The sequence below is a fragment of the Mesorhizobium sp. RCAM 06353 genome (genome assembly GCF_059683585.1).
Genome location: NZ_CM185031.1, coordinates 3243771 through 3266412 on the forward strand (window position 1 = coordinate 3243771; position 22642 = coordinate 3266412).

General features: G+C 64.8%; 19 protein-coding genes. 12 read left to right on the plus strand and 7 right to left on the minus strand.

Features of this window, described 5'->3' with window-relative positions:
- Nucleotides 1-69 precede the first annotated feature (69 nt).
- Nucleotides 70-1881, minus strand: coding sequence for a dipeptide ABC transporter ATP-binding protein (locus tag AC56QX_RS15450; RefSeq protein ID WP_497117110.1), 1812 nt, complete (start codon nucleotides 1879-1881; stop codon nucleotides 70-72).
- A gap of 194 nt (nucleotides 1882-2075) precedes the next feature.
- Here AC56QX_RS15450 and AC56QX_RS15455 point away from each other — a divergent pair, with 194 nt between their 5' ends.
- From AC56QX_RS15455 to AC56QX_RS15475, 5 genes are read left to right on the plus strand one after another with little or no spacing between them, the layout of a single operon-like run.
- The gene (locus AC56QX_RS15455; RefSeq protein ID WP_497117112.1) at nucleotides 2076-3428 is read left to right on the plus strand and encodes an LLM class flavin-dependent oxidoreductase; all 1353 of its coding nucleotides are present in this window, start codon (nucleotides 2076-2078) and stop codon (nucleotides 3426-3428) included.
- A gap of 10 nt (nucleotides 3429-3438) precedes the next feature.
- Nucleotides 3439-4212, plus strand: a complete 774-nt coding sequence (locus AC56QX_RS15460) for a DUF427 domain-containing protein (protein ID WP_497117114.1) — start codon at nucleotides 3439-3441, stop codon at nucleotides 4210-4212.
- Between the two features lie 53 nt (nucleotides 4213-4265).
- Nucleotides 4266-5900: an ABC transporter substrate-binding protein gene (locus AC56QX_RS15465; RefSeq protein WP_497117116.1), complete on the plus strand. Its 1635-nt coding sequence runs from the start codon at nucleotides 4266-4268 to the stop codon at nucleotides 5898-5900.
- Between the two features lie 20 nt (nucleotides 5901-5920).
- Nucleotides 5921-6874 carry an ABC transporter permease gene (locus AC56QX_RS15470; protein ID WP_497117769.1) on the plus strand — a complete coding sequence of 318 codons (954 nt, stop codon included), beginning with the start codon at nucleotides 5921-5923 and terminating at the stop codon, nucleotides 6872-6874.
- A complete protein-coding gene (locus AC56QX_RS15475) occupies nucleotides 6871-7752 on the plus strand; it encodes an ABC transporter permease (RefSeq protein WP_497117118.1) in 882 nt (293 codons plus the stop codon). The genes AC56QX_RS15470 and AC56QX_RS15475 overlap by 4 nt, the downstream gene beginning before the upstream one ends.
- 4 nt (nucleotides 7753-7756) lie before the next feature.
- Here the strand turns inward: AC56QX_RS15475 and AC56QX_RS15480 are convergent, their stop codons facing one another.
- Both AC56QX_RS15480 and AC56QX_RS15485 read right to left on the minus strand, forming a co-directional pair.
- A complete protein-coding gene (locus AC56QX_RS15480; protein WP_497117119.1) occupies nucleotides 7757-8125 on the minus strand; it encodes a response regulator in 369 nt (122 codons plus the stop codon).
- 16 nt (nucleotides 8126-8141) lie between these two features.
- Nucleotides 8142-10400 carry a PAS domain S-box protein gene (locus tag AC56QX_RS15485; protein WP_497117120.1) on the minus strand — a complete coding sequence of 753 codons (2259 nt, stop codon included), beginning with the start codon at nucleotides 10398-10400 and terminating at the stop codon, nucleotides 8142-8144.
- Between the two features lie 325 nt (nucleotides 10401-10725).
- Here AC56QX_RS15485 and AC56QX_RS15490 point away from each other — a divergent pair, with 325 nt between their 5' ends.
- A complete protein-coding gene (locus tag AC56QX_RS15490) occupies nucleotides 10726-10944 on the plus strand; it encodes a hypothetical protein (RefSeq protein WP_497117122.1) in 219 nt (72 codons plus the stop codon).
- A gap of 24 nt (nucleotides 10945-10968) precedes the next feature.
- Here the strand turns inward: AC56QX_RS15490 and AC56QX_RS15495 are convergent, their stop codons facing one another.
- Both AC56QX_RS15495 and AC56QX_RS15500 read right to left on the minus strand, forming a co-directional pair.
- Nucleotides 10969-13182, minus strand: coding sequence for a cation:proton antiporter domain-containing protein (locus AC56QX_RS15495; RefSeq protein ID WP_497117770.1), 2214 nt, complete (start codon nucleotides 13180-13182; stop codon nucleotides 10969-10971).
- Nucleotides 13183-13401: 219 nt separating this feature from the next.
- A complete protein-coding gene (locus AC56QX_RS15500; RefSeq protein WP_497117124.1) occupies nucleotides 13402-14094 on the minus strand; it encodes a DUF2270 domain-containing protein in 693 nt (230 codons plus the stop codon).
- A gap of 156 nt (nucleotides 14095-14250) precedes the next feature.
- Between AC56QX_RS15500 and AC56QX_RS15505 the strand changes: the two genes are divergently transcribed.
- Both AC56QX_RS15505 and AC56QX_RS15510 read left to right on the plus strand, forming a co-directional pair.
- Nucleotides 14251-14610, plus strand: coding sequence for a hypothetical protein (locus AC56QX_RS15505; protein WP_497117126.1), 360 nt, complete (start codon nucleotides 14251-14253; stop codon nucleotides 14608-14610).
- A gap of 311 nt (nucleotides 14611-14921) precedes the next feature.
- Complete coding sequence (locus AC56QX_RS15510; RefSeq protein ID WP_497117128.1) at nucleotides 14922-17507, plus strand: T6SS phospholipase effector Tle1-like catalytic domain-containing protein; 2586 nt, start codon at nucleotides 14922-14924, stop codon at nucleotides 17505-17507.
- A gap of 13 nt (nucleotides 17508-17520) precedes the next feature.
- Here AC56QX_RS15510 and AC56QX_RS15515 read toward each other — a convergent pair whose 3' ends face one another.
- Nucleotides 17521-18744 (minus strand): MFS transporter, encoded by a 1224-nt coding sequence (locus AC56QX_RS15515; protein ID WP_497117129.1) that lies wholly within the window; start codon nucleotides 18742-18744, stop codon nucleotides 17521-17523.
- Nucleotides 18745-18841: 97 nt separating this feature from the next.
- Between AC56QX_RS15515 and AC56QX_RS15520 the strand changes: the two genes are divergently transcribed.
- Both AC56QX_RS15520 and AC56QX_RS15525 read left to right on the plus strand, forming a co-directional pair.
- Nucleotides 18842-19750, plus strand: a complete 909-nt coding sequence (locus AC56QX_RS15520; RefSeq protein WP_497117131.1) for a LysR family transcriptional regulator — start codon at nucleotides 18842-18844, stop codon at nucleotides 19748-19750.
- Nucleotides 19751-19872: 122 nt separating this feature from the next.
- The gene (locus tag AC56QX_RS15525) at nucleotides 19873-20592 is read left to right on the plus strand and encodes a gamma-glutamylcyclotransferase (protein ID WP_497117133.1); all 720 of its coding nucleotides are present in this window, start codon (nucleotides 19873-19875) and stop codon (nucleotides 20590-20592) included.
- A 316-nt stretch (nucleotides 20593-20908) separates the two neighbouring features.
- Here the strand turns inward: AC56QX_RS15525 and AC56QX_RS15530 are convergent, their stop codons facing one another.
- Nucleotides 20909-21772, minus strand: coding sequence for an NAD(P)H-binding protein (locus tag AC56QX_RS15530; protein WP_497117134.1), 864 nt, complete (start codon nucleotides 21770-21772; stop codon nucleotides 20909-20911).
- A gap of 83 nt (nucleotides 21773-21855) precedes the next feature.
- On the opposite strand from AC56QX_RS15530, the gene AC56QX_RS15535 reads away from it, so the two are divergent.
- Together AC56QX_RS15535 and AC56QX_RS15540 are read left to right on the plus strand one after the other, a co-directional pair.
- Complete coding sequence (locus tag AC56QX_RS15535) at nucleotides 21856-22179, plus strand: ArsR/SmtB family transcription factor (RefSeq protein ID WP_172226056.1); 324 nt, start codon at nucleotides 21856-21858, stop codon at nucleotides 22177-22179.
- On the plus strand, nucleotides 22176-22607 hold the full coding sequence (locus tag AC56QX_RS15540) for an SRPBCC family protein (protein WP_497117135.1): 432 nt from the start codon (nucleotides 22176-22178) through the stop codon (nucleotides 22605-22607). The genes AC56QX_RS15535 and AC56QX_RS15540 overlap by 4 nt, the downstream gene beginning before the upstream one ends.
- Nucleotides 22608-22642 lie beyond the last annotated feature (35 nt).

Below are 22642 nucleotides of genomic sequence, written 5' to 3' on the forward strand. Positions count from 1 at the left end.
CTTAACATGATAATTATCTCTGCCGCAACGGCAGATAGGCTGGAATGTCGTGCCGGCGGGACGGCTCGCTCAGCCGGCGCGTTTCCAGCAGGCGATGAAATGGCCTGATGCAACCTCCGTGGCCACCGGTTCGGCCTTGAGGCAGCCGGCGTCAGCCAAGGGGCAACGGCCGGCGAAGGCGCAGCCGCCGGGAGCAGCTTCGATGGCGACTTGGGCTTCGGCCAGGGTCGCGGCCTGCCCATCGTTGGAGGACGCCGCCAGCAGCATCTGCGTGTAGGGATGGTTGGGGCCGGCGAAGATCTGGTCGGAGGAGCCGGTCTCGACCAGGCGGCCGCGATAGAGCACGCCGATCCGGTCGGCCATGTAGCGCACGACCCGCAGATCATGGCTGATGAAGAGGTAGGCGGTGTCCTTGCTCTTCTGCAAATCGTTGAGCAGGTTGAGCACCGTCGCCTGCACCGAGACATCGAGCGCCGAGGTCGGCTCGTCCAGCACGACGAGCCTCGGCAGGCCGGCGAAGGCGCGTGCGATGGCCGTGCGTTGGCGCTGGCCGCCGGAGAGCGTGCCGGGCTTCTGTTCCGCCGTGCTGCGGGCGAGGCGGACCGAGGCGAGCAGATCGCCGACGCGCTGCGGCACCGCCCGGCGGGGCAGGCCGGCCAGCCGGCGCAGCGGACGGCCAAGGATGTGGCTGATGCGCTGGCGTGGGTTGAGCGTGCGGTCGGGCGACTGGAACACCATCTGCACATCGCGCCGCTCGCTCGCCTGGCGCCGTTCGACCAGCGGCGCCACGGTCCTACCGAACAGTTCGACGGTGCCCGCCGTCGGCGGCTGCAGTCCGGTGACGATGCGGGCCAGCGTCGACTTGCCGGAACCGGACTCGCCGATCAGGCCAAAAGTCTCGCCGCTGGCGATGTCGAGGTCGATGCCGTGCAGCACCGGCTGGCCGCCGAAGGACTGCTTGATGCCCCGGCACGAGACGGCGATTTCGCGTTGCGGTGCCGGCAGGGCGGTGTCCTCGCTTTCCCCGGCGGGCGCGTCCGAAGCGAGGTCGATGGGGCTCGCATCCTCGGCCAGCCTGCCGTCGCGCTTGGTGCGGTTAAGCGTTGGAATGGCCGCGACCAGCGCCCGTGTATAGGCGTGACGCGGATTGTCGAACACTTCCCCTGCGGCTCCGGTTTCGACAATCGAGCCCGCCTGCATCACCGAAACCCGGTCGCAGGAGCGGCGGATCAGGTTGATGTCGTGGCTGATCAGCAGGATGCTGGTGCGGTGCTCGCGGCGCAAATCGTCGAGGATGGCGATGATCTCGGACTGCACGCTGGCGTCGAGCGCCGTGGTCGGTTCGTCCATCACCAGCAGCGACGGGTCGAGCGCGATGGCAATAGCGATGTTGGCGCGTTGCTGCATGCCGCCCGAAAGCTCGTGCGGATAAAGCTGCAGCACCCGCTCCGGATTGGCGACGCGGACGCGGCCGAGCAGCTGGGCCGCGCGGCCAAGCGCTTCTTCGTGATGCATCGGGCGGTGGCGCAGGATGGTCTCGGTGATCTGTCCGCCAATGGTCATGCTCGGGTTCAGCGCCGAGCCCGGATGCTGATAGACGGCGGCGATGCGGTCGCCGCGCAGCCGGCGCAGTTCGTTGGTGGAGAGGTCTCGGATCTCGCGGTTTTCGAACGCCAGTTGCGAAGCTTCGACGCGGGCATGCTTTGGCAGATAGCGCAGCACCGCCAGCGCCACCGAGCTCTTGCCCGAACCGGATTCGCCAACCAGACCGAGCGCTTCGCCCTGGCCGATCCTCAGGGATATGTCATCGACCGCGCGATGGATGTGCCTAGCTCCGCGATAGGAAACGGAGAGGTGCTCGACGTTTAGAACCGAAGACATGGGAGGACCGGAAACCACTTTCTGCGCGCGCGGCGATCAGGGGCAATCGCTTCCGCTTTGGTAGGGAACAATCTCTATAAAATTACTCGAATTAAGTTTCAGCGCAATCTAACTTTCGAGAACAGGACGATTTTCGGGGCACGGCTACACGCCGCCGCGCCGGTGGTTTTCCGCGTGCAAAGGAAGGAACTTAGATGTCGCACATGATCCTCAGCGCGTTCTTCTTCAACCCGCAGGGCGACCACCGCATGTCATGGCGCCATCCGCGCGCGCCGGGCCGCGAGGTGCTCGATTTCGACTATTATCGCGAGCTGGTGCAAGCGGCGGAACGGGCCAGGATCGACACCATCTTCGTCGCCGACCACGTGTCGATCTGGGATTCGGTCAAGAGCGGCGTCGCGCATTACGCCAATGCCCGCCTCGAACCGCTGACGCTGTTGTCGGCGCTGGCCAGCGTGACCAAGCATATCGGCCTGATCACCACGGCGTCGAGCTCCTACAGCGAGCCCTACAATGTCGCGCGCATGTTCGCCTCGCTCGATCATATCAGCAAGGGCAGGGCGTCGTGGAACGTCGTCACCTCGGCGATGGATGAGGAGGCACGCAATTTCGGCCGCGACGGCAACATCGAACATGCCTTCCGCTATGAGCGGGCCGGCGAATTCCTCGATATCGTCAAGGCGCTGTGGGACAGCTGGGAAGACGAGTCGCTGCTCATCAACAAGGAGACGGGCTATTTCGCCGACCCCGACAAGGTCCATCCGATCGACCACAAGGGCAAGCATTTCAAGGTGCGCGGGCCGCTCAACGTGTCGCGGCCACCGCAGGGCCATCCGCTGATCGTCCAGGCCGGCTCGTCGGAGGACGGCAAGAATTTCGCCACCGCCCAGGCGGATGCGCATTTCGCCATCTACAGCACCAGGGAAGACGGCATCAAATACCGCCAGGACATCAATGAGCGGCTGGCCCGCCATGGCCGGCGGCCGGAGAGCTTCAAGATCCTGCCAGGCATCTTGCCGATCGTTGCCGCCTCCGAAGCCGAAGGCCGCGACAAGCAGGAGTATCTGCAGAGCCTGCTTCCCGATCAGGTCGGCATCGACCTTCTGTCGAGCTGGAGCGGCATCGATCTTTCGGCCTATCCGCCTGACGGGCCGCTGCCGCCGCTGCCGGACGAGAGCACCTTCAATGGCGGCCGCACCTCGCTCAACCGCGTCAAGCAATGGTCGAAGCAGAATCTCAGCCTGCGCGACATTGCCCGCAAGCTTGCCAACAGCGGCTCGGTGCCGACGGTTGCCGGCACGCCGAAGCAGATCGCCGACCAGCTCGAAGACTGGTTCGTCGCGGGCGCGGCCGACGGCTTCAACCTGATGTTCCCGCTGTTGCCCGAGGATTGGGTGAATTTCGCCGAGCAGGTGGTGCCCGAACTGCAGCGGCGCGGCCTGGTCCCGACCGAATATGCGCCGGGCACATTGCGCGACCGTTTTGGCCTTGCCCGCCCCGCCAACCGTTTCGCCGAGCAGCGCGCCAATTCGCGCGCCGTGTCCTGAGGGGATCGCCATGACCGCCGCGCCAAACCTTCAACCCCGCGAAGCCACCGCTCCACGTCTCGTCAATGTCCTGCACAGCCCCAAGCGCATCCGTGTCAAGTTTGGCGGCCGCACCATTGCCGACAGCCGCAACGTGCTGGTGCTGCGCTCCAACCACTTCCTGCCGGTCTATTTCTTCCCGCCATCCGCGGTCGATCCGTCGGTGCTGAAACCCTCGCTGCATCGCGAGCCGCACACGGTTGGCGGCGAGACCGCCTATTGGGACATCGACAGCGGCGACAGGCGCGCCGCCAATGCGGCGTGGTCGTTCACATCACCCCCGGATGAAAATCTGGCGCCGCTCGCCGGCCGCATCGCCTTCACCTGGAAGGCGGTCGACCAGTGGTTCGAGGAGGAAGAGGAAGTCTTCGTCCACGCCCGCGATCCCTATGCGCGCATCGATGTGCTGCAGAGTTCGAGCCATGTGCAGGTCTGGTTCGACGGCGACATCATCGCCGACAGCCAGCGCCCGGTGCTGTTGTTCGAAACCCATCTGCCGACGCGGTTCTACCTGCCTGCGGAGGATGTCCGTCTGGAGCGGCTGACGGCGTCCAATTCGACGACGCGATGTCCCTACAAGGGGATCGCCTCGTACTGGTCGGGTCTTTTGAAAGACGGTTCGATCCGGCCCGACATCGCCTGGAGCTACCGCGACCCGATCGACGAAATGCCTAGGATCAAAGGCCTGATCGCCTTCTATCCGCAAGCGGTCGACCGCATCCATCTCGACGGCCAGCCGGCCTGACGGCGGCTTTTTCTCCGATCTTCATTTTCACCAGAATTTACAAGAGGCACACAATGACGAAACGTTCCGACATCGATTTGCTGCGCAGCCAGTCCGGCGACATCTGGAATGTCGCGGTCGACGAATATGCGCAGGGTTTCCTCAAGCGCCGCGACCTCTTGAAATACGCCGCACTTCTCGGCCTCACCGGCTTTGCCGCCTCGCAGGGGCTGTTTACATCAGGCGCGCGTGCGGCGACTGCCGGTGGCACTGTCCGTGTCGGTCTCGGCCAGCCGACCAAGGCGATCGATCCCGTCACCATCACCGATCCGGCCAGCATCGGCGTCATCAGCCAGGTCGGCGAATATCTGATCCTCGACGATCCCAAGGACGGGTTGCAGCCGAAGCTTGCGCTGTCCTGGGAAGCCGACGAGACGGCCAAGCGCTGGACGTTCAAGCTGCGGCCTGGCGTGAAGTTCCACGATGGCCGCAGCGTGACCGCCAAGGACGTGGTGGCGAGCTTCGAACGGCTGGTCGATCCGGCCAGCGGCTCGTCGGCTCTGTCGGCCTACAAGGGCATTCTCTCCAAGGGCGGCGCCAAGGTCGTCGACGACGAGACGGTCGCCTTCGATCTCGACCAGTCGAACAGCAATTTTCCGTTCTACGTTTCCTCCGACGTCTACAACGCCGTCATCGTGCCGGCCGACTATGCCGGCGATTTCGAGAAGACTTTCAACGGCACAGGCCCGTTCAAGCTGGAGTCCTTCCGTCCCAAGCAAGGCGCCAGCTTCGTGCGCAACCCGGACTATTGGGGCGACAAGGCGCTGCCCGACCGCGTCGAGATCAAGTTCTTCGACGACGAGCAGGCGCAGGTGCTGGCGCTGCAGGCCGGCCAGCTCGACGTCATCCCCAGCACGACGCGGCTGGAACTGGCGATCGAAGGCAATCCCAATTTCAAGCTGCTCAGCGTGCAGGCCAGTTCGCATGATCCGGCGCACCTGCGAACCGACCAGGCGCCGTTCACCGACAAGCGCGTCCGCCGCGCGCTGGCGCTGACCATCGACCGCGAGGCCGTGGTCAAGGGCCTGCTCAAGGGCCGCGCCATCGTCGGCAACGACACGCCGTTCGCGCCGATCTTCCCCTCGGCCGATCCGGCGGTGCCGCAGCGCAAGCAGGACATTGCCGAGGCCAAGCGGCTGCTTGGCGAGGCCGGCGTGCCCAACGGCTTCGAGGTGACGCTGACCACCGAGCGCGCCTACGACATTCCCGACTATGCCGTGATCATCCAGAACTTCGCCAAGAAGGCCGGCATCGACATCAAGCTCAACGTGCTCCCGCAGGATGCCTATTACGGCTCGGCGACATTCGGCAGCTCACCATGGCTGGACTCCAATCTCGGCATCACCGATTTCGGCCATCGAGGCACGCCCGACATCTTCCTCAACGCGACGCTGAAGAGCTCGGGCGCCTGGAACGCGGCGCATTTCAAAAACCCCGACTATGACGCGCTGCTCATCGAGTACGGCAAGGCGCGTGACCTGCAGGCGCAGCGCCTTGCCGCCGGCAAGATCCAGACGCTGCTGCTCGACGAGACGCCGCTGATCATCAGCTATTTCTCGCAGTACAGCCGCATCGTTTCCTCGAAGGTCGAAGGCGTGCGCTTCACCGCGATCTCGCATCTGCTGCTCGACAAAGTGTCGTTCGTTTGAGCGGCATCGCCTCGATCGCGATCGTCCGGCCTCTGGCGGCACGCGCGGGTTCGCTGCTGCTGACGCTGTGGCTGGTCAGCGCGCTGGTCTTCCTCGCCGGGCAGGTGCTGCCCGGCGATGTCGGCCGCGTCATGCTTGGCCCGTTCGCCGATGCGCAGGCGGTCGCCGAACTCAACCGCAAGCTCGGCACCGACCAGCCGATCCTTGCCCAGTATTGGCACTGGTTCAGCCGGGCGATCACGGGTGACTTCGGCGACTCGCTGTCGATGCGCGCGCCGGTGGCGCCGTTCGTCCTGTCGAGCATCAAGAATTCTGCCGCACTGGCCGGCGTCGTGCTGCTTTTCCTGGTGCCGATCGGCATCGGCGCCGGCGTCGTCGCGGGCCTGCGCTCGGGCAGCCTTGCCGACAGGCTGATCGTGCTGACCGGTGTCTCGCTCTCGATCGTGCCGGACTTCGTCTCCGGCCTTTTGTTGCTGATGGTCTTCGGCCTGTGGCTGGCCTGGTTTCCGATCTCGGGGGCGGCGCCGGATGGAGCCGGTTTCTGGACGAGCAGCTATCACCTCATCCTGCCGGCGCTGCCGCTGGTGCTGAACCTAATCGGCTATGTCGCGCGCATGACCAGGGCAGGGGTGATCGAGGCGCGCGGCGCGGACTATACGCGCACCGCCATCCTCAAGGGCCTCAGCCCCGCGCAGGTGTTGTTCAAGCATGTGCTGCGCAACGCGCTGGTGCCGACGGTGGCGGTCATCGCCACCCAGAGCGGCTTCCTGCTCGGCGGCCTGGTGGTGATCGAGGCGCTGTTCGGCATCCAGGGGCTCGGTAATCTGGTGCTGAGTGCCGCCAAGGCACGCGACTTTCCGATGCTGGAGGCCGGTGTGCTGGTGATGGCTGCGATTTTCGTCTCGACAGCGGCGATCGGCGATCTGCTGCAGGCACTGCTCGATCCGCGCCAGCGCCGGCGCAACGCGCCATGACCGATCTCGTCCAGTCTCCCGTGCGCGGCGACATCAGGCTCTCCTGGCTCGGCCGGTTGCGTGGTCTTCTGCCCGACGTGGCGCCGTCGACCGTGATCGGCTCAGTGGTGCTGCTGTTCTGGGTCGCCTGCGCGGTGTTCGGCGCGCAATTCGCGCCGTTCGACCCTTATGCCGAGGATTTCCTCTCGATGATGACGGCGCCCGACGCGGTGCACTGGTTCGGCACAGATCAATTGGGGCGCGACGTGCTTTCGCGCATCGTCGTCGGCTCGCGCGACATCCTGCTGGTGGCGCCGCTGGCGACGCTGGCGGGTGTCACGGCCGGCAGCGTCATCGGCCTGGTGCTCGGTACCTTCGGCGGCCTGGTCGACGCCGTCGGCGCGCGGCTGCTCGATGCCGTCATGTCGCTGCCCTTCATCGTGCTGGTGACGATGGCGCTGGTGGCGATCGGCCCCTCCAACCTCACCGTCATCCTGGTGATCGGCCTTGCCTATGCGCCGCTGGTGGCGCGCACCGTGCGCACCGCCGCGCGCGAACAGCGCGAGCGCGACTATGTCAGCGCTGCCCGGCTCGCCGGCGAGGGCCGGCTGGCGATCATGTTCCTGGAGATCCTGCCCAATGTCCGGGAAACCATCCTGATTGAGCTCATCACGCGGCTCGGCTATGCCTTCTTCTCGATCGCGACGCTGAGCTTCCTCGGCCTTGGCATCCAGCCGCCATCGGCCGACTGGGGCTTGGCGATCGCCGACGGCTATGGCTTCTTGACCGGCGGCAAATGGTGGGTGGTGGTGTTCAATTCAGCCGCGATCATCTCGCTGGTGATGGCCACCAACCTCATTGCGCAAGGGATCGGGGCGTTCGAGAACAGCGATAAGTGAGAGCTTAGTCGAGCAGACCCTGGATGGTGGCCGCAACGGCTTGCGGGGCGTAGGGCTTGGGCAGGAAGACGCCGCCGCTCGGCATGGCGTCCGCCGCCGGCTGGCGCTTGCCCGAGGTGATGATGATCTTGACCGGCGGCCAGCGGTCGCGCACGGCGGCGGACAGGCGCAGGCCATCCATCGAACCCGGCATGTCGATGTCGGTGAACAGGATGGTGATGTCCTGACGGGCCTCCAGAATACGGATCGCCTGGTCGGCATTGCTCGCCTCAAGCACGTGGTATCCCGCCTCGCGCAGCTCGTCGGCGATGGCGAATAACAGGAACGCTTCGTCTTCGACGACAAGGACGGTGACGAGGCTCTGAGTGGTCATGGCACGCCCTATGTAGTCAGTAAGGTGCTGTCGGCAATTGGGGTGCCGGTGCGTTCAGCACGCATTCGACGCCGTCGGGGTGGTAGTCGATCTGCACCGTGCCGCCGAAATCGGTGCCGAAGACGCGTTCGATCAGGAAGCGGCCGAAGCCGCGCCGGCTGGGCGGCGTTACCGGTGGGCCGCCGCTTTCGCGCCAGCGCCAGAACAGCCGCTTTTCGCCTGATGCCTCGGCCGATGGCTGCAGCGACCATTCGATCGACACCTTGCCTTCCCCTGTCGACAGGGCGCCGTATTTCAGCGCGTTGGTGGCCAGTTCGTTGACGGCGAGCGCCAGCGTCAGCGCCATCTTGGGATTGATCGGCAGCGCCGGGCCGGAAATCGAAATCTGTTCGAGCGGGAAGGTGGCGATGGTGTTGTCGACCACCTCGCGGATCGAAGCGCTGGTCCAGCGGGTCTTGTTCAGGATGTCGTGCGCGTTGGCGAGCGCCCGCAGACGCTCGTTGAAGGTGGCGCTCGCGGTGGCGATGTCGGTGTTGCGCAAGGTTTGAGAAGCGATGGCCGCAACCATCGCCAGTATGTTCTTGATGCGATGTTCGAGCTCGTGGGTCAGCAGTTCCTGCCGCGCCTGCGCCTCGCGCCGGTCGGTGACGTCCTGCATGACGCCGAACATTTTGACCGGCTTGCCGGTCTCGTCATGGACGAAATCGATGTGGCGCGACAGCCAGCGCAATTCGCCCGTATCGGGCCGCCGGATGCGGTATTCCACGGCAGGCACGGCGGTGCCATTTTCACGCGTTTCCTGGTTGGAGCGGATATCCTTGTCGTCGGGAATGACGATGTCTTCCAGCACACTGATGTGCACGCTGTCGCGCGGCGACAGCCCCCAGAGACCCCAAAAACCCTCGGATCCGACCACGATTCCGCTGGCGATGTCGAGTTCGAGGGCCGCAATGCCGGCTGCACTCTGCGACAGCTGCAAGCGGCGCTCGCTCTGCAGCAGGGCCTGCGCCACCTGCTTCTGGTCGTCGATATCGGTGTTGGTGCCGATCCAGCGCAGGATGACGCCATCGGCATCGCGGATCGGGACGGCGCGCGCAATGAACCAGCGATAGATGCCGTCATGCCGGCGCAGCCGGAACTCGGTCTCGTAGAATGTGCCGGCGGCGGCTGTTTGTTGCCACTTTTCCGAGGCCGCGACGATGTCGTCGGGATGCACGATGTCGGCCCAGCCAACACCGTCAAGCGCGCCTGGCTTGGAACCGGAATAATCGTAGACGCGCGGGTTGAACCAGTCGAGCAGCCCGTCCGGCGCCGCCGTCCAGACGTGGTTGGGCATCGCCTCGGCGAAGGTGCGGAACTGCATCTCGCTCTGGCGCAGCGCCTGTTCGGCAAGCAGGCGGTCGGTGACGTCGACACCCTGGACGAAGATGCCGAACACTTCGCCCATGGGATTGCGCACCGGCTGGTAGACGAGGTCGATGAAACGCTCTTCCGTCGGTGCGCCGGGCGTTCGCTGCAACTCCGCCTTCAGGGCGTAGCCGATGAATGCCTCACCGGAGGTGAACACATGGTCGAGCAGTTCGAAGAAGCCTTGACCTTCGACTTCGGGCAAGGCCTGGCGGACCGGCAAGCCGATCACATCGCGGTGGCCGACCAGTTGCATGTAGGCGGCATTGGTCAGCTCGAACACATGCTGCGGGCCGGACATCACGGCCATGAAGCCCGGCGCCTGTTCGAACATCTGGCGCTGGCGGTCCCGCTCGCTGACGCGCCAGCGCTCGGCGGCGACCTTGGCGGTCGTTTCGATGACGATGGCGATGACGCCGGCCGGTTCGCCGCTTTCGTCGAGCACCGGCGAATAGTCGAGATCGAGCCACACCTGTTCGGGTTTGCCGGTGCGGTTCAGCGTCAGCACCTGCTCGCGATAGGCAAGCGTGCCGCCACCCAGGCAGACCTTCATGATGTTGTCGTTGAAGTCGGCGACCTCCGGCCAGCCTTCGCGCACTTTCGAGCCGAGCAATTGCGGATGGCGGCCGCCGGCGAATTCCGAATAGCCGTCATTGTAGATCATGACGCCGTCCTCACCCCACAGCATGACGATCGGCACATTGGAGCGCAGGATCAGCGAGATCGCCGTCTTCAGGCTCTGCGGCCAGACCTCGATCGGCCCGATCGAGGTCGAGGCCCAGTCGAACGCCGCTATCAGGCAGCCGAGCTCTCCGCCGCCGGCGAGGAAGGCATGACGACGATCTTCTATCGCAGTGGTTGCTGGCATGGCGTCTCGTGGATCGGTCGGCGTTTGTTCGAGTTTCGTCTGGCCGCCGCTAATGTCTCAGGCGCCGTGCGCCCCCGACGGACCGTCGGCCGGCACAACCCAAATGGGCTTCGCGCCACCCGCGCGCTGCCGAACTTTCCCGCATTCAATGAGATTGTGATCATGCATGCCCCGACGTTCAAAACCCGGGACTGGCCGATCGGTTCCCGATGCTCGAGAATTTTCCCCTGGATACCGGGCTTGGCCACGCAATGGTCGGCTATTCGATCGAATTTCTTTGCAAGCCGTTAATTCGGCCATGCTGTTGATAAGCGGCTTCTAATGCATGTCGACCGAAACTGCGCAGCGGTTTTGGAACAACGGCATGCGCGAAACTGATTGGTTTGGCGCGGGGTACGCAATGACCAAGAATCTCGGCAACGCACGCTATATGCCGCCCAAGGACACAAAAGCTTCCTTCTTCAGCAAGGCCGCGCCGGCGCTGTTTCCACTCGTCGTGGCGGCGCTGGGCTACATGATCGGCAGGCAGTTCTTCGGCATATAGGTTCCGACACCTGAGCCGAAGGCATCAGGCACTGATTTCGGCTGTTGCCTCCTCGGCGCCGGCTTCGGCCCGCTTGACGCGTTCGCTGGCCAGAAGCACCACCGGACAGGCGACGGCAGCAAGTACAGCCGTAGCGGTGTCGCCAAAGAACAGCTCTTCGCCCGGGCGTTGCGTGACGCCCATCACCACCATCGTGACGCCCTTGGCCGCCTCTCTGGCGATCGCCCTGTCCGGTGTGGCGCGGGTGCGGATCGCAGTGTCGACAGCTACGCCATAGCGGTCGGCGAGATCGGCGACTTCCTTCAATACGGCTTCCTCGCGGCGATGCGAGACCGAGCCCGGCTGGCTGCCTTGCCTCGCCTGCGAGACATAGAGAACCTTGACGCGCGCCCTATGCGGCCGCGCCAGCGCCAGAGCGAAATCGGCGGCGCGGCGCGCGACCGCTGTGCCGTTGACGGGAACCAGTATGATGGTTCCGGCGCGCAGCACCGGCATCTTGCCGGTGGATTTGGCACCGTTCAGCACCAGGCACAGCGGGCCGTCGAAACCACTGGTGATATCGTTCAGCGTGCCGCTGAACGTGGCATTGTCGGTCAGCGCATTCTCTAGCCCAACCAGCAAGAGGCCGTATCCCTTGCGGGCTTCCGTGGCGATCGTCTCGGCGGTAGCCTCGATCTCGGTGCGGGCGGTAAGGTGGACCTTGTCGACGGGCGTATCCTCGGCCTTGCTGACGGCCCTGGCGCTTCTGGCCGCCCCCTTCTTGACCTGTTGCGAGGTCCGCTCCGGACCCTTATCGCGGGTAGCGACGGGCAGTTCCCCGCCCTCGAGGTGGAGAAGCGTCGTCGGCATGCCGCTGCCGCCGCCGACCAGCCCTGCCAGATAGGCAGTGAACTTGCCGACCGGACCGTCGTCGACCAACAGCAGCAGCCGTTCCAGCTTCGAGATGAAGCCGCGCTCGTCGAGCAGTTCGCGGTCGACGCGCTGCTTCTCGGTATCGTTGACAGGCAGGCGGCCAAGTGCCCAACGCAGCATCGGCGGCATGGCAAGCGTGGTGATGACGGCCATAGTGACGATCATCGTGAACAGGTTGTGGGACAGGATGTTCATCGACAGGCCGATGCTGGCGACGATGACCTCGGTCGACCCGCGCGCGTTCATGGCGCTGCCGACGGCGGTTGCCTCCTTCAGCGACATGCCGGCGATCCTGCCGCCGAGGAAGGCGCCGCCGAACTTGCCGATGCTGGCAATGGCCACCAGCGCCAGCGTCAGCAATGCCAGTGTTGGGTCGGTGAGCACGGTGAGGTCGGCGGACAGGCCGGCCATGCCGAAGAACACCGGCATGAACAGTGCCGTGATGACGCCGCGCAGTTGGCTCTCGATATGGTCGGACAGGATCGGCGATTCCCCGACCAGAATGCCGGCGACGAAGGCGCCGAGCACCGTGTGGACGCCGATCAGGTTGGTGATCAGGGCCATCACGGCCATGATGATGAGGATGACTGTGATGACAGCGTATTCGCTGCGGAAAGAGTCGTTGCTCCAGCGGATCAGGGTGAAGACAAGGCGGCGGCCGATGGTGAAGGAAAACACCATGAACAGCGCCACCTCGGTCACGGTGGTGATGAGCGGCAGAACCTGCAGGCTGCCATTGGTGGCGATGCCAAAGGTGACGGCGATGATCAGCCAGCCGATCGTGTCCTCGATGATCGCCGAGGAGATGATGACCTGACCGAGATTGCGGCGCATGAAGTTCATCTCGCGCACCACCATGGCGACGATCTTGACCGAGGAAATCGACAGCGCCGTGCCGAGGAACAGTCCGGCGACGACGCGCTGCGTCGGGTCGGGCAGCAAGGAGTCCGGCAGGAACTGTGACAGCGCGAAGCCGCAGACAAAGGGTACGACGACGCCGGTGATCGAGATCGAAAAACAGGCAGCCCCCACACGGCGCACCAGGCGCAGGTCCGTCTCCATGCCGGTCAAGAGCAGGAGCAGCAGGATGCCGAGCTGGGACACGGCATCGATCATGCCCTTTTGCGCCGGATCGCTGGAGAAGATCAGGTGCTGCGCGTCAGGCCATATCCAGCCGAACAGCGACGGGCCGAGCAGGATGCCGCCAATCAGCTGGCCCATGATCGCCGGCTGGCCGTAGCGCTGGAAGACTTCGCCGAGGCCGCGGCCAACCAAGAGGAGAAGCACGATCTCGGCGACGAACAGGCCTTCGGCCGAGCCGCCCATGCCCGAGGCGTGCGCGGGCGTCTGGGCGGCGAAGGCGCGGCTTGCCGGCGCCAGAACAAGAGCAGCCAGCACGAGAGTGGCCGCGATACGGCCTGACGTCGTTGCCGATTGCCGGTTCATGGGTTCCCTCAAGCGTCGCGGCGGACTGATCATGACAACGCACGGCCAGCATTTGCGTTGCAGCCGCTGGTTGCCCGAATTCCAAGTCGATCATCGAGGTCAGACGTGGACGTCGCCGAACGCGAGTTCGCCGTCGTCGCCCGCCGAAAAAAGGACGATGGCGAGCAGTCCGACGTAGAATGCGGCCACGATCGCCACGATCGCGACGCCTGGAATCGGACCAAGGGCGGCCCCGTCGATCGCCTCGCGCAGCGAGCCGACGAACCCGGTCCTGATACCCACGGTTTGCAGGCTGGGTGTCGATATCTTCAGCACCCATGCCAGCAGCAGAATGAGGAAGAGATAGATGTAATTGCGGCGCAGGCGCCGCGCCAAGGCGACACGCTGTGACAGCAGGAATTTTGGAGCGCGCAGGCCTTCGCCGACAATGAGCAGCCAATCCGAGGCAAAGTCGGGCTGCGGGGAAAAGATCTGCGCGAAATAGTGGCGCTCGAACTGGCGCACGCGCGCCCGGTAGAAGTCGAAGAAGCGGTAGCGGCGTGCCTCGATCCACAGCAGCAGCAGGATCAACAGCATGGCGAACAGCAACACGCCATGATGCGCGCTGGCCGTCGACAGCGACACCGAGAGCATTGCCGCCACCACGGTGATCGCCCAGTTGGTCGTCCTGTCGAGCCGATCACGCCAGCCGGCCATGCGCGCGATCTCGGCGCGGTGGAAATGCGACAGCGTGTTCACACGCTCCGTCGATGAAAGGACGGGACCCGCGGGCGTCGCCGACGCATCGTTCATGGAATCCTCCGGCAAGGATTAGAACAGTTTGCCGGCAACATCGTTCCCCGGCGGCCGCTGTATCGATGCGAGGCGATTCGCCGGTTGGCGCGATCCGGAAGGGTTCTGTTCCGGCGAAGGCGCCATCGCCGCAATCTTGGGTAGGCCCGCCGCCCGATGGCCAGAATAGTCCGCATCTGTCCTGGTGTGCCGATCGCAAGGGATGCACTGGCGCTGCAGGCCGGCATCGATCTCGCCATCGGCCAGGCAGCCGGCTCGGCTTCACCTATGACGGCCAGTTCGCTTCGGGCGCCATGGAAAACGCCTTCAAGGCCAGTTTCTCGACGCGATTATGAGGGAGGCGAGAGGCACCGCCGTTTGCTTGGCGGGAATCCCGGCAATTCGTTCCGGGAGTCAGTGGAGCAAGATTTCCCGTCGGATTCTATTCCAGTGGAATTTTCCGCCGCGCAAGTCAAAGTGGCAATTTTACTCTCTCAACTTGCGCGCCGTTTCTGGTTGTTGGATAGTGATGGCTAACGAACTGGGGGGTTCGAGTGGAAATCAGGCGGATCGTCAGGAGCCTGCTGGCCCTGACTGCTGGGACCATCGTCGTTTGCCTCGCAACGGTGGCGCTGATTTTCACTGTCCATGCGCATTCAATCGCCCGGGCAGCACGCGCGCGCAGGACGTCTGTTGCCCTTCGCAGGACGGCATCAAGGATGAGTTGTGCCACTGGCGCTGCGCCAACCGGGCACCAATGACGCGGCAAGCAGAAGCGGCGCCGAGCAGTGTGCCGTGGTGAATGGGCAGGAGTGACACGCAGCGAAAGGCTGTTGAGAGGAGGGGACATGAGCAGGAACATCGTCGTCTTTGCCGACGGCACCGGCAACAGCGCCGCCAAGGCGTTCAAGACCAATGTCTGGCGCCTGTACCAGGCGCTCGATCTGACCGGCGCCGACCAGATCGCCGTGTTCAGCGACGGCGTCGGCACCTCGCAATTCAAGCCGTTCGAGATCATCGGCCTGGCGCTCGGTTTCGGCGTCAAGCGCCGCGTGCTGGCGCTCTACAAGTTCCTGTGCCTGAACTATGAGCCGGGCGACAAGATCTTCGCCTTCGGCTTCAGCCGCGGCGCCTTCACTATCCGCGTGCTGGTCGGCATGATCGCCAGGGAGGGATTGGTCGACTTCAAGTCGGAAGAGGAACTCGACCGCAATGCCCTCGCGGCCTATCGGGCGTATCGGCCGAAGGCTTTCGGTTCAAAATTGCCCTGGGTGGTATTCGCCCGTTTCGTGCGCGACCGGGCGGTCGACCTGTGGAATGAAATCACCGGAAGCCGTACTTACAAGCAAGTGCAACCGCAGGCACCGGCCCCCCGTTCAGCCAGCAAGATCCGCATCGCCTTCGTCGGCGTCTGGGACACCGTCTCCGCCTATGGCCTGCCGGTCGATGAATTGACCAAGGCGGTGAACAAATGGGTTTGGCCGATGACCTTCGAGAAGAGGGGCCTTCTCGATGCCGTGGATTGCGCCCGGCAGGCCTTCAGCATCGACGACGAGCGGCGCACATTCTTCCCGATCCCATGGAACGAGCCCGCTCCGACACTGGATGCGGCTGTCCTGGAGGGGGCCGACGTGGCCGATCCCCGCCTGCTGCAAGTCTGGTTCGCCGGCTGCCATGCCAATGTCGGCGGCGGCTATCCCGACGACAGGCTTGCCCATATCCCCTTGTGTTGGATGATCGGCGAGGCCGCCGAGCAAGGGCTGAAACTCAAGAAAGATATGGTCGCCGACTACTGGGACTATGCGTCGGAAGCCGGGCGCATCTATGATTCCCGCTCCGGCGTCAGCGTTTTCTATCGCTACCATCCGCGCGACGCCAAGCAGTTGATGGGCCCAGGCGTGAAGCCGCTGGTCGACGCCAGCGTCATCATGCGTATGGCGAAGGGAAGCGACGATTACGCGCCGATCGCGTTGCCGGAGCATATTGAGGTGCTGTCACCGTTGGGTGCGCGGGTGCCCTTCACAGGCCTGCCTGACGAAGACTGGGTGACGATGCGCAAGGCCGCCGTCACCGATAAATTGCCGCTTCCGGCCGGGCGCAAACGCAATTTGGCCAGCATGGACAAGAAATTCCGTGAAGCGCTGGCCGTGCTTCAGGACAACAGTGTCGGCAGCCGCACGCAGCATGCCGCCGACCGCCTGGAACTCATGCGGCTGATGCGGGACACAGTGTGGTGGCGCCGGGGACTCTACTATGCCCTGTTGTCGATCGCCGTGCTGTTCCTGGCGTTTCCGCTGCTGGCCGGCTATGTCACGCTCGATGTCACCGGACGGCTCGATCAGTCCGCGGCCGGCCTGGTCGGGCCTGTGATCGGACTGGTCAGCGGCTTCCTGCCCGGCATCGCGGCGCCATGGGTGGACGCCATGGCAAAGCATTCGATCCTGGCGGCGGGACTGGGCCTCGTGCTCGGTGTTCTCCTGTGGGTCAACGGGCTGTTGCGCACGCGCATCAACGACCGGGCGCGATCGGCCTGGAACGTCGCGATCGATCGCACTGCGGCCGTGCTGCAATCGAACCGGTCCGATGCGCACCGGCGCACCACGCTGATCGGGACGATCGTGCTCGGCTTCGGCGCCCTGGCGCTGGGGCTGGCCAAAAATTATGCGGCGGGCCTGTTCGCCATCGGTTTCATCGGCTGTCTTGCCACCTATGTCGTGCTCAGCCGGCGCGGGCCGCGCACTGACGCACCGCCGACGCCCATCTCGCTGCGTGTGGCACGGGCCATCCGCACCAACAGCTTCGCCAATTCGGTCTACGAACATTTGCGGGAATACGTGCTGCCGGCGGTGTTCCTGGCCCTGTCGGCGGGTCTGCTGCTGTTTGCGGCCAACAAGGCCACGTTCGAGGTCGCCGATTCGATGGGCACCTTCTGCGCCGAGCCGGCCTCCGCGAACCCGACCGGCGCCGAGAGGTTGACGGGAACACCTTACGTCCTCAACACCGCCGATATGTGCGGCGATAGTGGCAACTGGCTACAGGAAGGTGTTCGCTACAAGGTCGAAATCTCCATCACCGATGCGTGGAAGGACGGGGCCTTGTGCGCCGATACGCGTGGCGTCCAGGAAAGCAGCGTGGCGCACTATGTGGCAACGCTGATGAAGCGCTGGTGGGCAGAGCCTTATTTCAAGCCCATCGCGCGTGTTGGCCGGTTCGGCAATGACGAATATGCCCTCAATGCCGTCGAGCCGGTGGTCCCCGGTCAATGCGCGAACGTGAAGCTGACCGGCGAGATCAAGCCCAAGGGATCAGGCGAGCTCTATGTCTATGTCAACGATGCCGTGGTCGGCCTGCCTGGCGTCTACGACTTCTTCTATCGCCACAACAACCAGGGATCGGCCGAAGTAAGGGTCAGTAAGGTGAATGTGTTTCCCTGAGCCGGCTGGGGCTTTACTCCCGTCCACCGATCCAGTCGACCAGAAGGGCGACGAGGCCAAAGGCGGCGCCAATTGCGCAAACCGCGGGCCATCCGCCCCAGGTCCAGGCGACACCGGCCAGCAGTGAGCCGATGGCGCCGCCGATGAAGAAGGTGCCGACGAACAGGCCGTTGAGGCGGCCGCGGGCCTGGGGCTGAAGCAAGTTGACGGCACGACGGCCGAGCGTCTGGTCGCCGGTGACGCCGATGTCGAGCAGCACGGCGCTGACGCCCATCAGCACCAGCGGTTGCCAAGTCGTTCCGGACAGGAAGGAGCCGGCCCAGGCGGCCAGCGCCATCGCGCCGATCAGCACGAGATGGCAGAAAATGGTGGCGGACCGCGTCCAGCCATGGTCGCCGGCGCGGCCGAACAGCGGCGTGACCATGGCGCCACCGGCGCCGACGAGTGCGAAGAGCGCAATGCCGCGTTGGCCAAGGCCGAAAGGCGGCTCTGCGAGGCGCAAGGCCACCGCCGTCCAGAACAGGCTGAACGACGCCATCACCAGGGCCGCCGTCAGTGCCCGTCGCCGCAGCACCGGCTCGTCGCGCAGCAGACCGAACAGTGAGGCGATCAGCGCGCCATAGGAGGATTTCGCCTCCGGGCGCCGCGGCGGCAAGGTGAAGGCGAGCACGCAGGCGAGCAGGACGAGTGCGGCGCCGCTAAGGCCGTAGAAGGCACGCCAGCCCCAGGCATCGGCGATGAGGCTGGCCAGCGGCCGCGCCAGCAGGATGCCGATCATCAGCCCGCTCATGACATCGCCGATGACGCGGCCGGCCTCACCGGGTGGCGCCATCGAGGCGGCGATCGGCACCACGATCTGGATCGCCGAACAGGCGGCACCCAGAACGAACAGGACGATCAGCAGCGAGGCGATGGTTGGCGCGAAGGCGGCGACGCCAGCCGCAAGGGCGGCCGTCACGAGCATGCGCAGGATCAAGGCGCGGTTCTCGGCGAGATCGGCCATCGGCACCAGGAAGAACAGGCCGGCGGCATAGCCGAGCAGCGTCGCCATGGCGACGAGGCCGGCGCTCGCGGCGCTGGCGCCAAGCGACGGGCCGATCAGCCCGACCAGGGTCTGCGGCGCGAACAGATTGGTGACGATGATGCCGGTAGAGGCGGCAAACAACAGCGTCTGCGGGCCGGTGATGGTGGCGGCGGGCAGCCGCTCGCACAGCTGGCCGTCCTTGGTGTCGGGCATGGGGTCCTCAATAAGTCGCATATCGTGTGGGGACTTTATGCCGAAGCCTTATCATGCTACAATTCAATCAATTCGATAATGATTATGCGAGATGCGCATGAATATCCATGACCTCGAAGCCTTCATCGCCGTGGTGGAAACCGGCTCGATCGTCGGCGCCTCGGCCAGGCTCAACCTCACCCAGCCGGGCATCACGCGTCGCATCCAGAACCTTGAGGAGGGGCTGGCGACAGCGCTGCTCGACCGCCAATCGAAGCCGCTGAAGCCGACGGCTTCCGGGCGCGAGGCCTATGAGCATGGAAGGCGCGTGCTGCGCTCGCTGGAGGATTTGAAAGCCGGCGTGTCGCCGCAAGGCGAGGTCAAGGGTGAGTTCCGCCTGGGCGTCATGCCCTATCTCTCCGACGCTGCATTGGCGCTGCCGCTCGACAGTCTGCGCGCGGCGTTTCCACAACTGACGCTGCGCATCACCTCGGGCTGGTCGCCAAGGCTGGTGGAACAGGTGGCGCGCAGCGAGCTCGACGCGGTGGCGGTGTGCCTCGCCGAAGGCCTGGCGCCGCCGGACGAACTGGTCTGCGACGATCTCGGCGCGCAATCGGTGCTGCTGGTCGCGTCGCCCGGCCTCGGCGTGCCGAAGAAAGCCGACCTTGCCTCGCTGTCGCGCTTTGCCTGGGTGATGAACGAAAACGGCTGCGGTTTTCGCGCCTTCATCCGCCAGAGTTTCGAGGCCGCCAGGCTGCCGTTCCAGGTCGGCGTGGAGGCGCTCAGCGTCGATCTCAGAATGTCGCTGGTGGCGCGTGGCCACGGCATCGGCATCATCACGCCCGGCGCCTTCGCCGACAGCCGCTGGCGTGACGCGGTGGAGGTCATCGACTGCCCCGACTTCAAACCGCAAGTGCGCGCCTGGCTGCTGCACCGCCCGCCTGCCGGACGGCTCAGCCGCCCGATCGCGCTTTTCCGCGACACGCTGATCGACGGGCTGCAGGTGCCGATGCCGCTGGTGTCGTGAGTTGGTGGTTTGAGTCCTTTCAATCGCTTAGGCGTGCCCGTTCAGATTTTGAATCGCATTTGGCCGGCCCTTGAGAATCTTCGAGCCTTGAGCAACATGGCGGCGAAGGCCGAGGCACGAGCATGAACAAGCCGATTTCCACCGCACCGCCGCGCAAGGCACCGATGGCGCTGACCGAGGCGCTGGTGGCGCGGACGATGCGGGTGGTCGAGGATGCCGGACCGACGCCGGGCATGGTCTACATGACCGACGCCGACTATGTGCGGTTTCGCGACGAGATACTGGCCAGCGCGCCGGCGGGACCGCTGAAACTGTTCGCCTATGGCTCGCTGCTGTGGAAGCCGGCCGGCGAGGTGAGGGGTGGCGAGCGGGCGGTGGCGCGGGGCTGGCACCGGTCGTTCTGCTTCACCGTCAAGCGCTTCAGGGGCACGCTCGATCAGCCCGGGCTGATGATGGCGCTCGACCGTGGCGGCCAGTGCCAGGGCATGGTGTTCGAAATCGCTGAACCGGTTGACGAAAATCTCGAAGCGCTGCTGCGCCGCGAGATGACCATCCTGCCCGCCGTCAACGTGCCGCGCTGGCTGCAGGTCACGACCGAGGGCGGGGTGAGCCAGGCGCTCGGCTTCGTCGTCGACCCCGCCAATCCGCGCTATGCCGGCAAGCTCGACAAGCAGGCGGTGGCGGCGACGCTGGCCAGGGCTGTCGGCCACTGGGGCTCGGGCGCGCAATATCTGTTCGAGACGATCCGCCACCTCGACGCTTGCGGCATACGCGATCGCAATCTGTGGCAGCTGCAGGAACTGGTGGCGCAGGAGATCGACCGCGCCCATGCTGTCGTCTAGTGCGCGGAAGTTTCGACCAGTTGCCTGCTGTGACGGATCGCCTGTCTTGGCGATTGGCGGAAACATCCACCGTTTCGTCATCCACGGGCGGAGCAAGGAGCGTAGCGACGCGGCGCAGACCCGAGGATCCATGCCGGGACTCCTGAGCGCCGCCACGGTTAAGAATTCTGCTCCGCTGCACTTTACGGCAAAGGTCGCGGCATGGATCCTCGGGTCTCCGCGACGCCGCTGCGCGGCTGCTCCGCCCGTGGATGACGAAGTTGAGAGGCCTCGGCTAATCTCCATCCAATCGATCAAAAATAACTGAGCCGAGGAACTAGCGTTTCGTCAGCACTCCAAACGCTGCGCGACCCAAGAAATCTCGAAAGCTTTCCGGCGCCTTACCGGTAAGCGCGGTGAAATCGCTGGAAGTTGAGGCGTAGCGACCCTCGGCGATCGAGGCGCACAGGCTGGAGAAGGCTTGTGGCCACGGTTCCGCGAGGCGTGCCGACGCGAAGGCCAGATAGTCGCCGGGGGAGCAGGGACGATAGCGTAGGGGCCGTGCTGTCGCGTCAGCATAGCAGGCGACGATGTCGTCGAAGTCCAGCGCCCGGTCTCCAGTGATCGTGTAGAGGGCGCTGGCTTTGTCCAACCTGGCCACCGCTGCGGCGACGGCCGTTGCCACGTCGTCGCGCGAGACCGGCGCAACCAGGCCTTCTCCGGCGGGCAGGGCGAGTTCCCCTGAGGCGGGCACCAACCAGGTGTCGACAATGAAATCACTGTAGAGGCCGCAGCGCAGGACGGTCGAGGGCACGCCGCAGGCGGCCAGCCGGCGCTCTGCGTCGCGGTAGGCGGGCGCGTAGTAGAAGGGCGAGGATTCGCCGATGTCGACGATGCTGGTGAAGGTGATGTGGCGGACACCGGCCGCGCTTGCTGCCGCGATGGCGTTGGCGTGGTGGCGCATGACTGCATCCGCATGGCCATCGCTTGAAATCAGCACCAGTTGGTCGATGCCGGTGAAGGCTGCTTTCAGCGCGGGGGCATCCTCGTAATCGCCGACGCGCAGCGCTATTGCCCGAGGCAGGCGCCTTTGCGCGGCCTCAGGTTTGCGGACAAGTGCGGCCACCTCGTGGCCTGATGACACCAGCCTTGAGACGACGGCGTTGCCGACATAGCCTGTGGCTCCGGTGACGAGGATCATCAGCACGCTCCAATCTTCCTCTTGACGAACATATATCCCTGTGGTTATACGTCAACCAATAGCCAACGGGTTATCGATCTGACATGCCGGACGCTCATGACACGCTCTTCAGGACGCTCGCCGACCCGACCAGGCGGGCGATCTTCGAACGGCTGTGCCGCCAGGGGGAGCAGACGGTGGGCGCGTTGACGAGCCAGTCCGGCGTCTCGCAGCCGGCGGTGTCGAAGCATCTTGGCCTGCTCAAGCAGGCCGGGCTGGTGCGCGACCGCCACGAAGGCCGCCAGACGCATTACAGCGCTCAGCTCGGTGCGCTGGCGCCGCTGATGGACTGGACACGTGAGATGGCCGGGTTTTGGGAAAGCCGGTTCGACGATCTCGAGGATTTGCTCAAAAGGATGGACCAGTGAACGATAGTGCCCAGGAGACCCGCACTGTCGTCGTCGAGCGGCAGATTTCCCATCCGCCGGAAAAACTCTGGCGCGCGCTGACGCAACCGCATCTGATCGAGGAGTGGCTGATGAAGAATGATTTCAAGCCTGATGTCGGCCACCGCTTCAACATCAGCGCCGATTGGGGCGGCGTGCTCGACTGCGAGGTATTGGCCGTCGAGCCGAACAAGACGCTGTCCTACACCTGGAACCTCGCGCACCCGGATCCGGCCTTTGATCTCAGGAGCGTGGTGACCTTCACGCTGACCCCGACATCAACCGGAACGCATCTGCGCATGGAGCAATCCGGCTTCCGCCCCGATCAGCGGCGGGCCTATGGCGGCGCCAAGATGGGTTGGCCGCAATTCTTCGAGAAGCTGGAAGAGCTTCTGGCGCGAACGGACTGAAGTCCGCCGGCCGATAGAACCAACACCTGACTTCA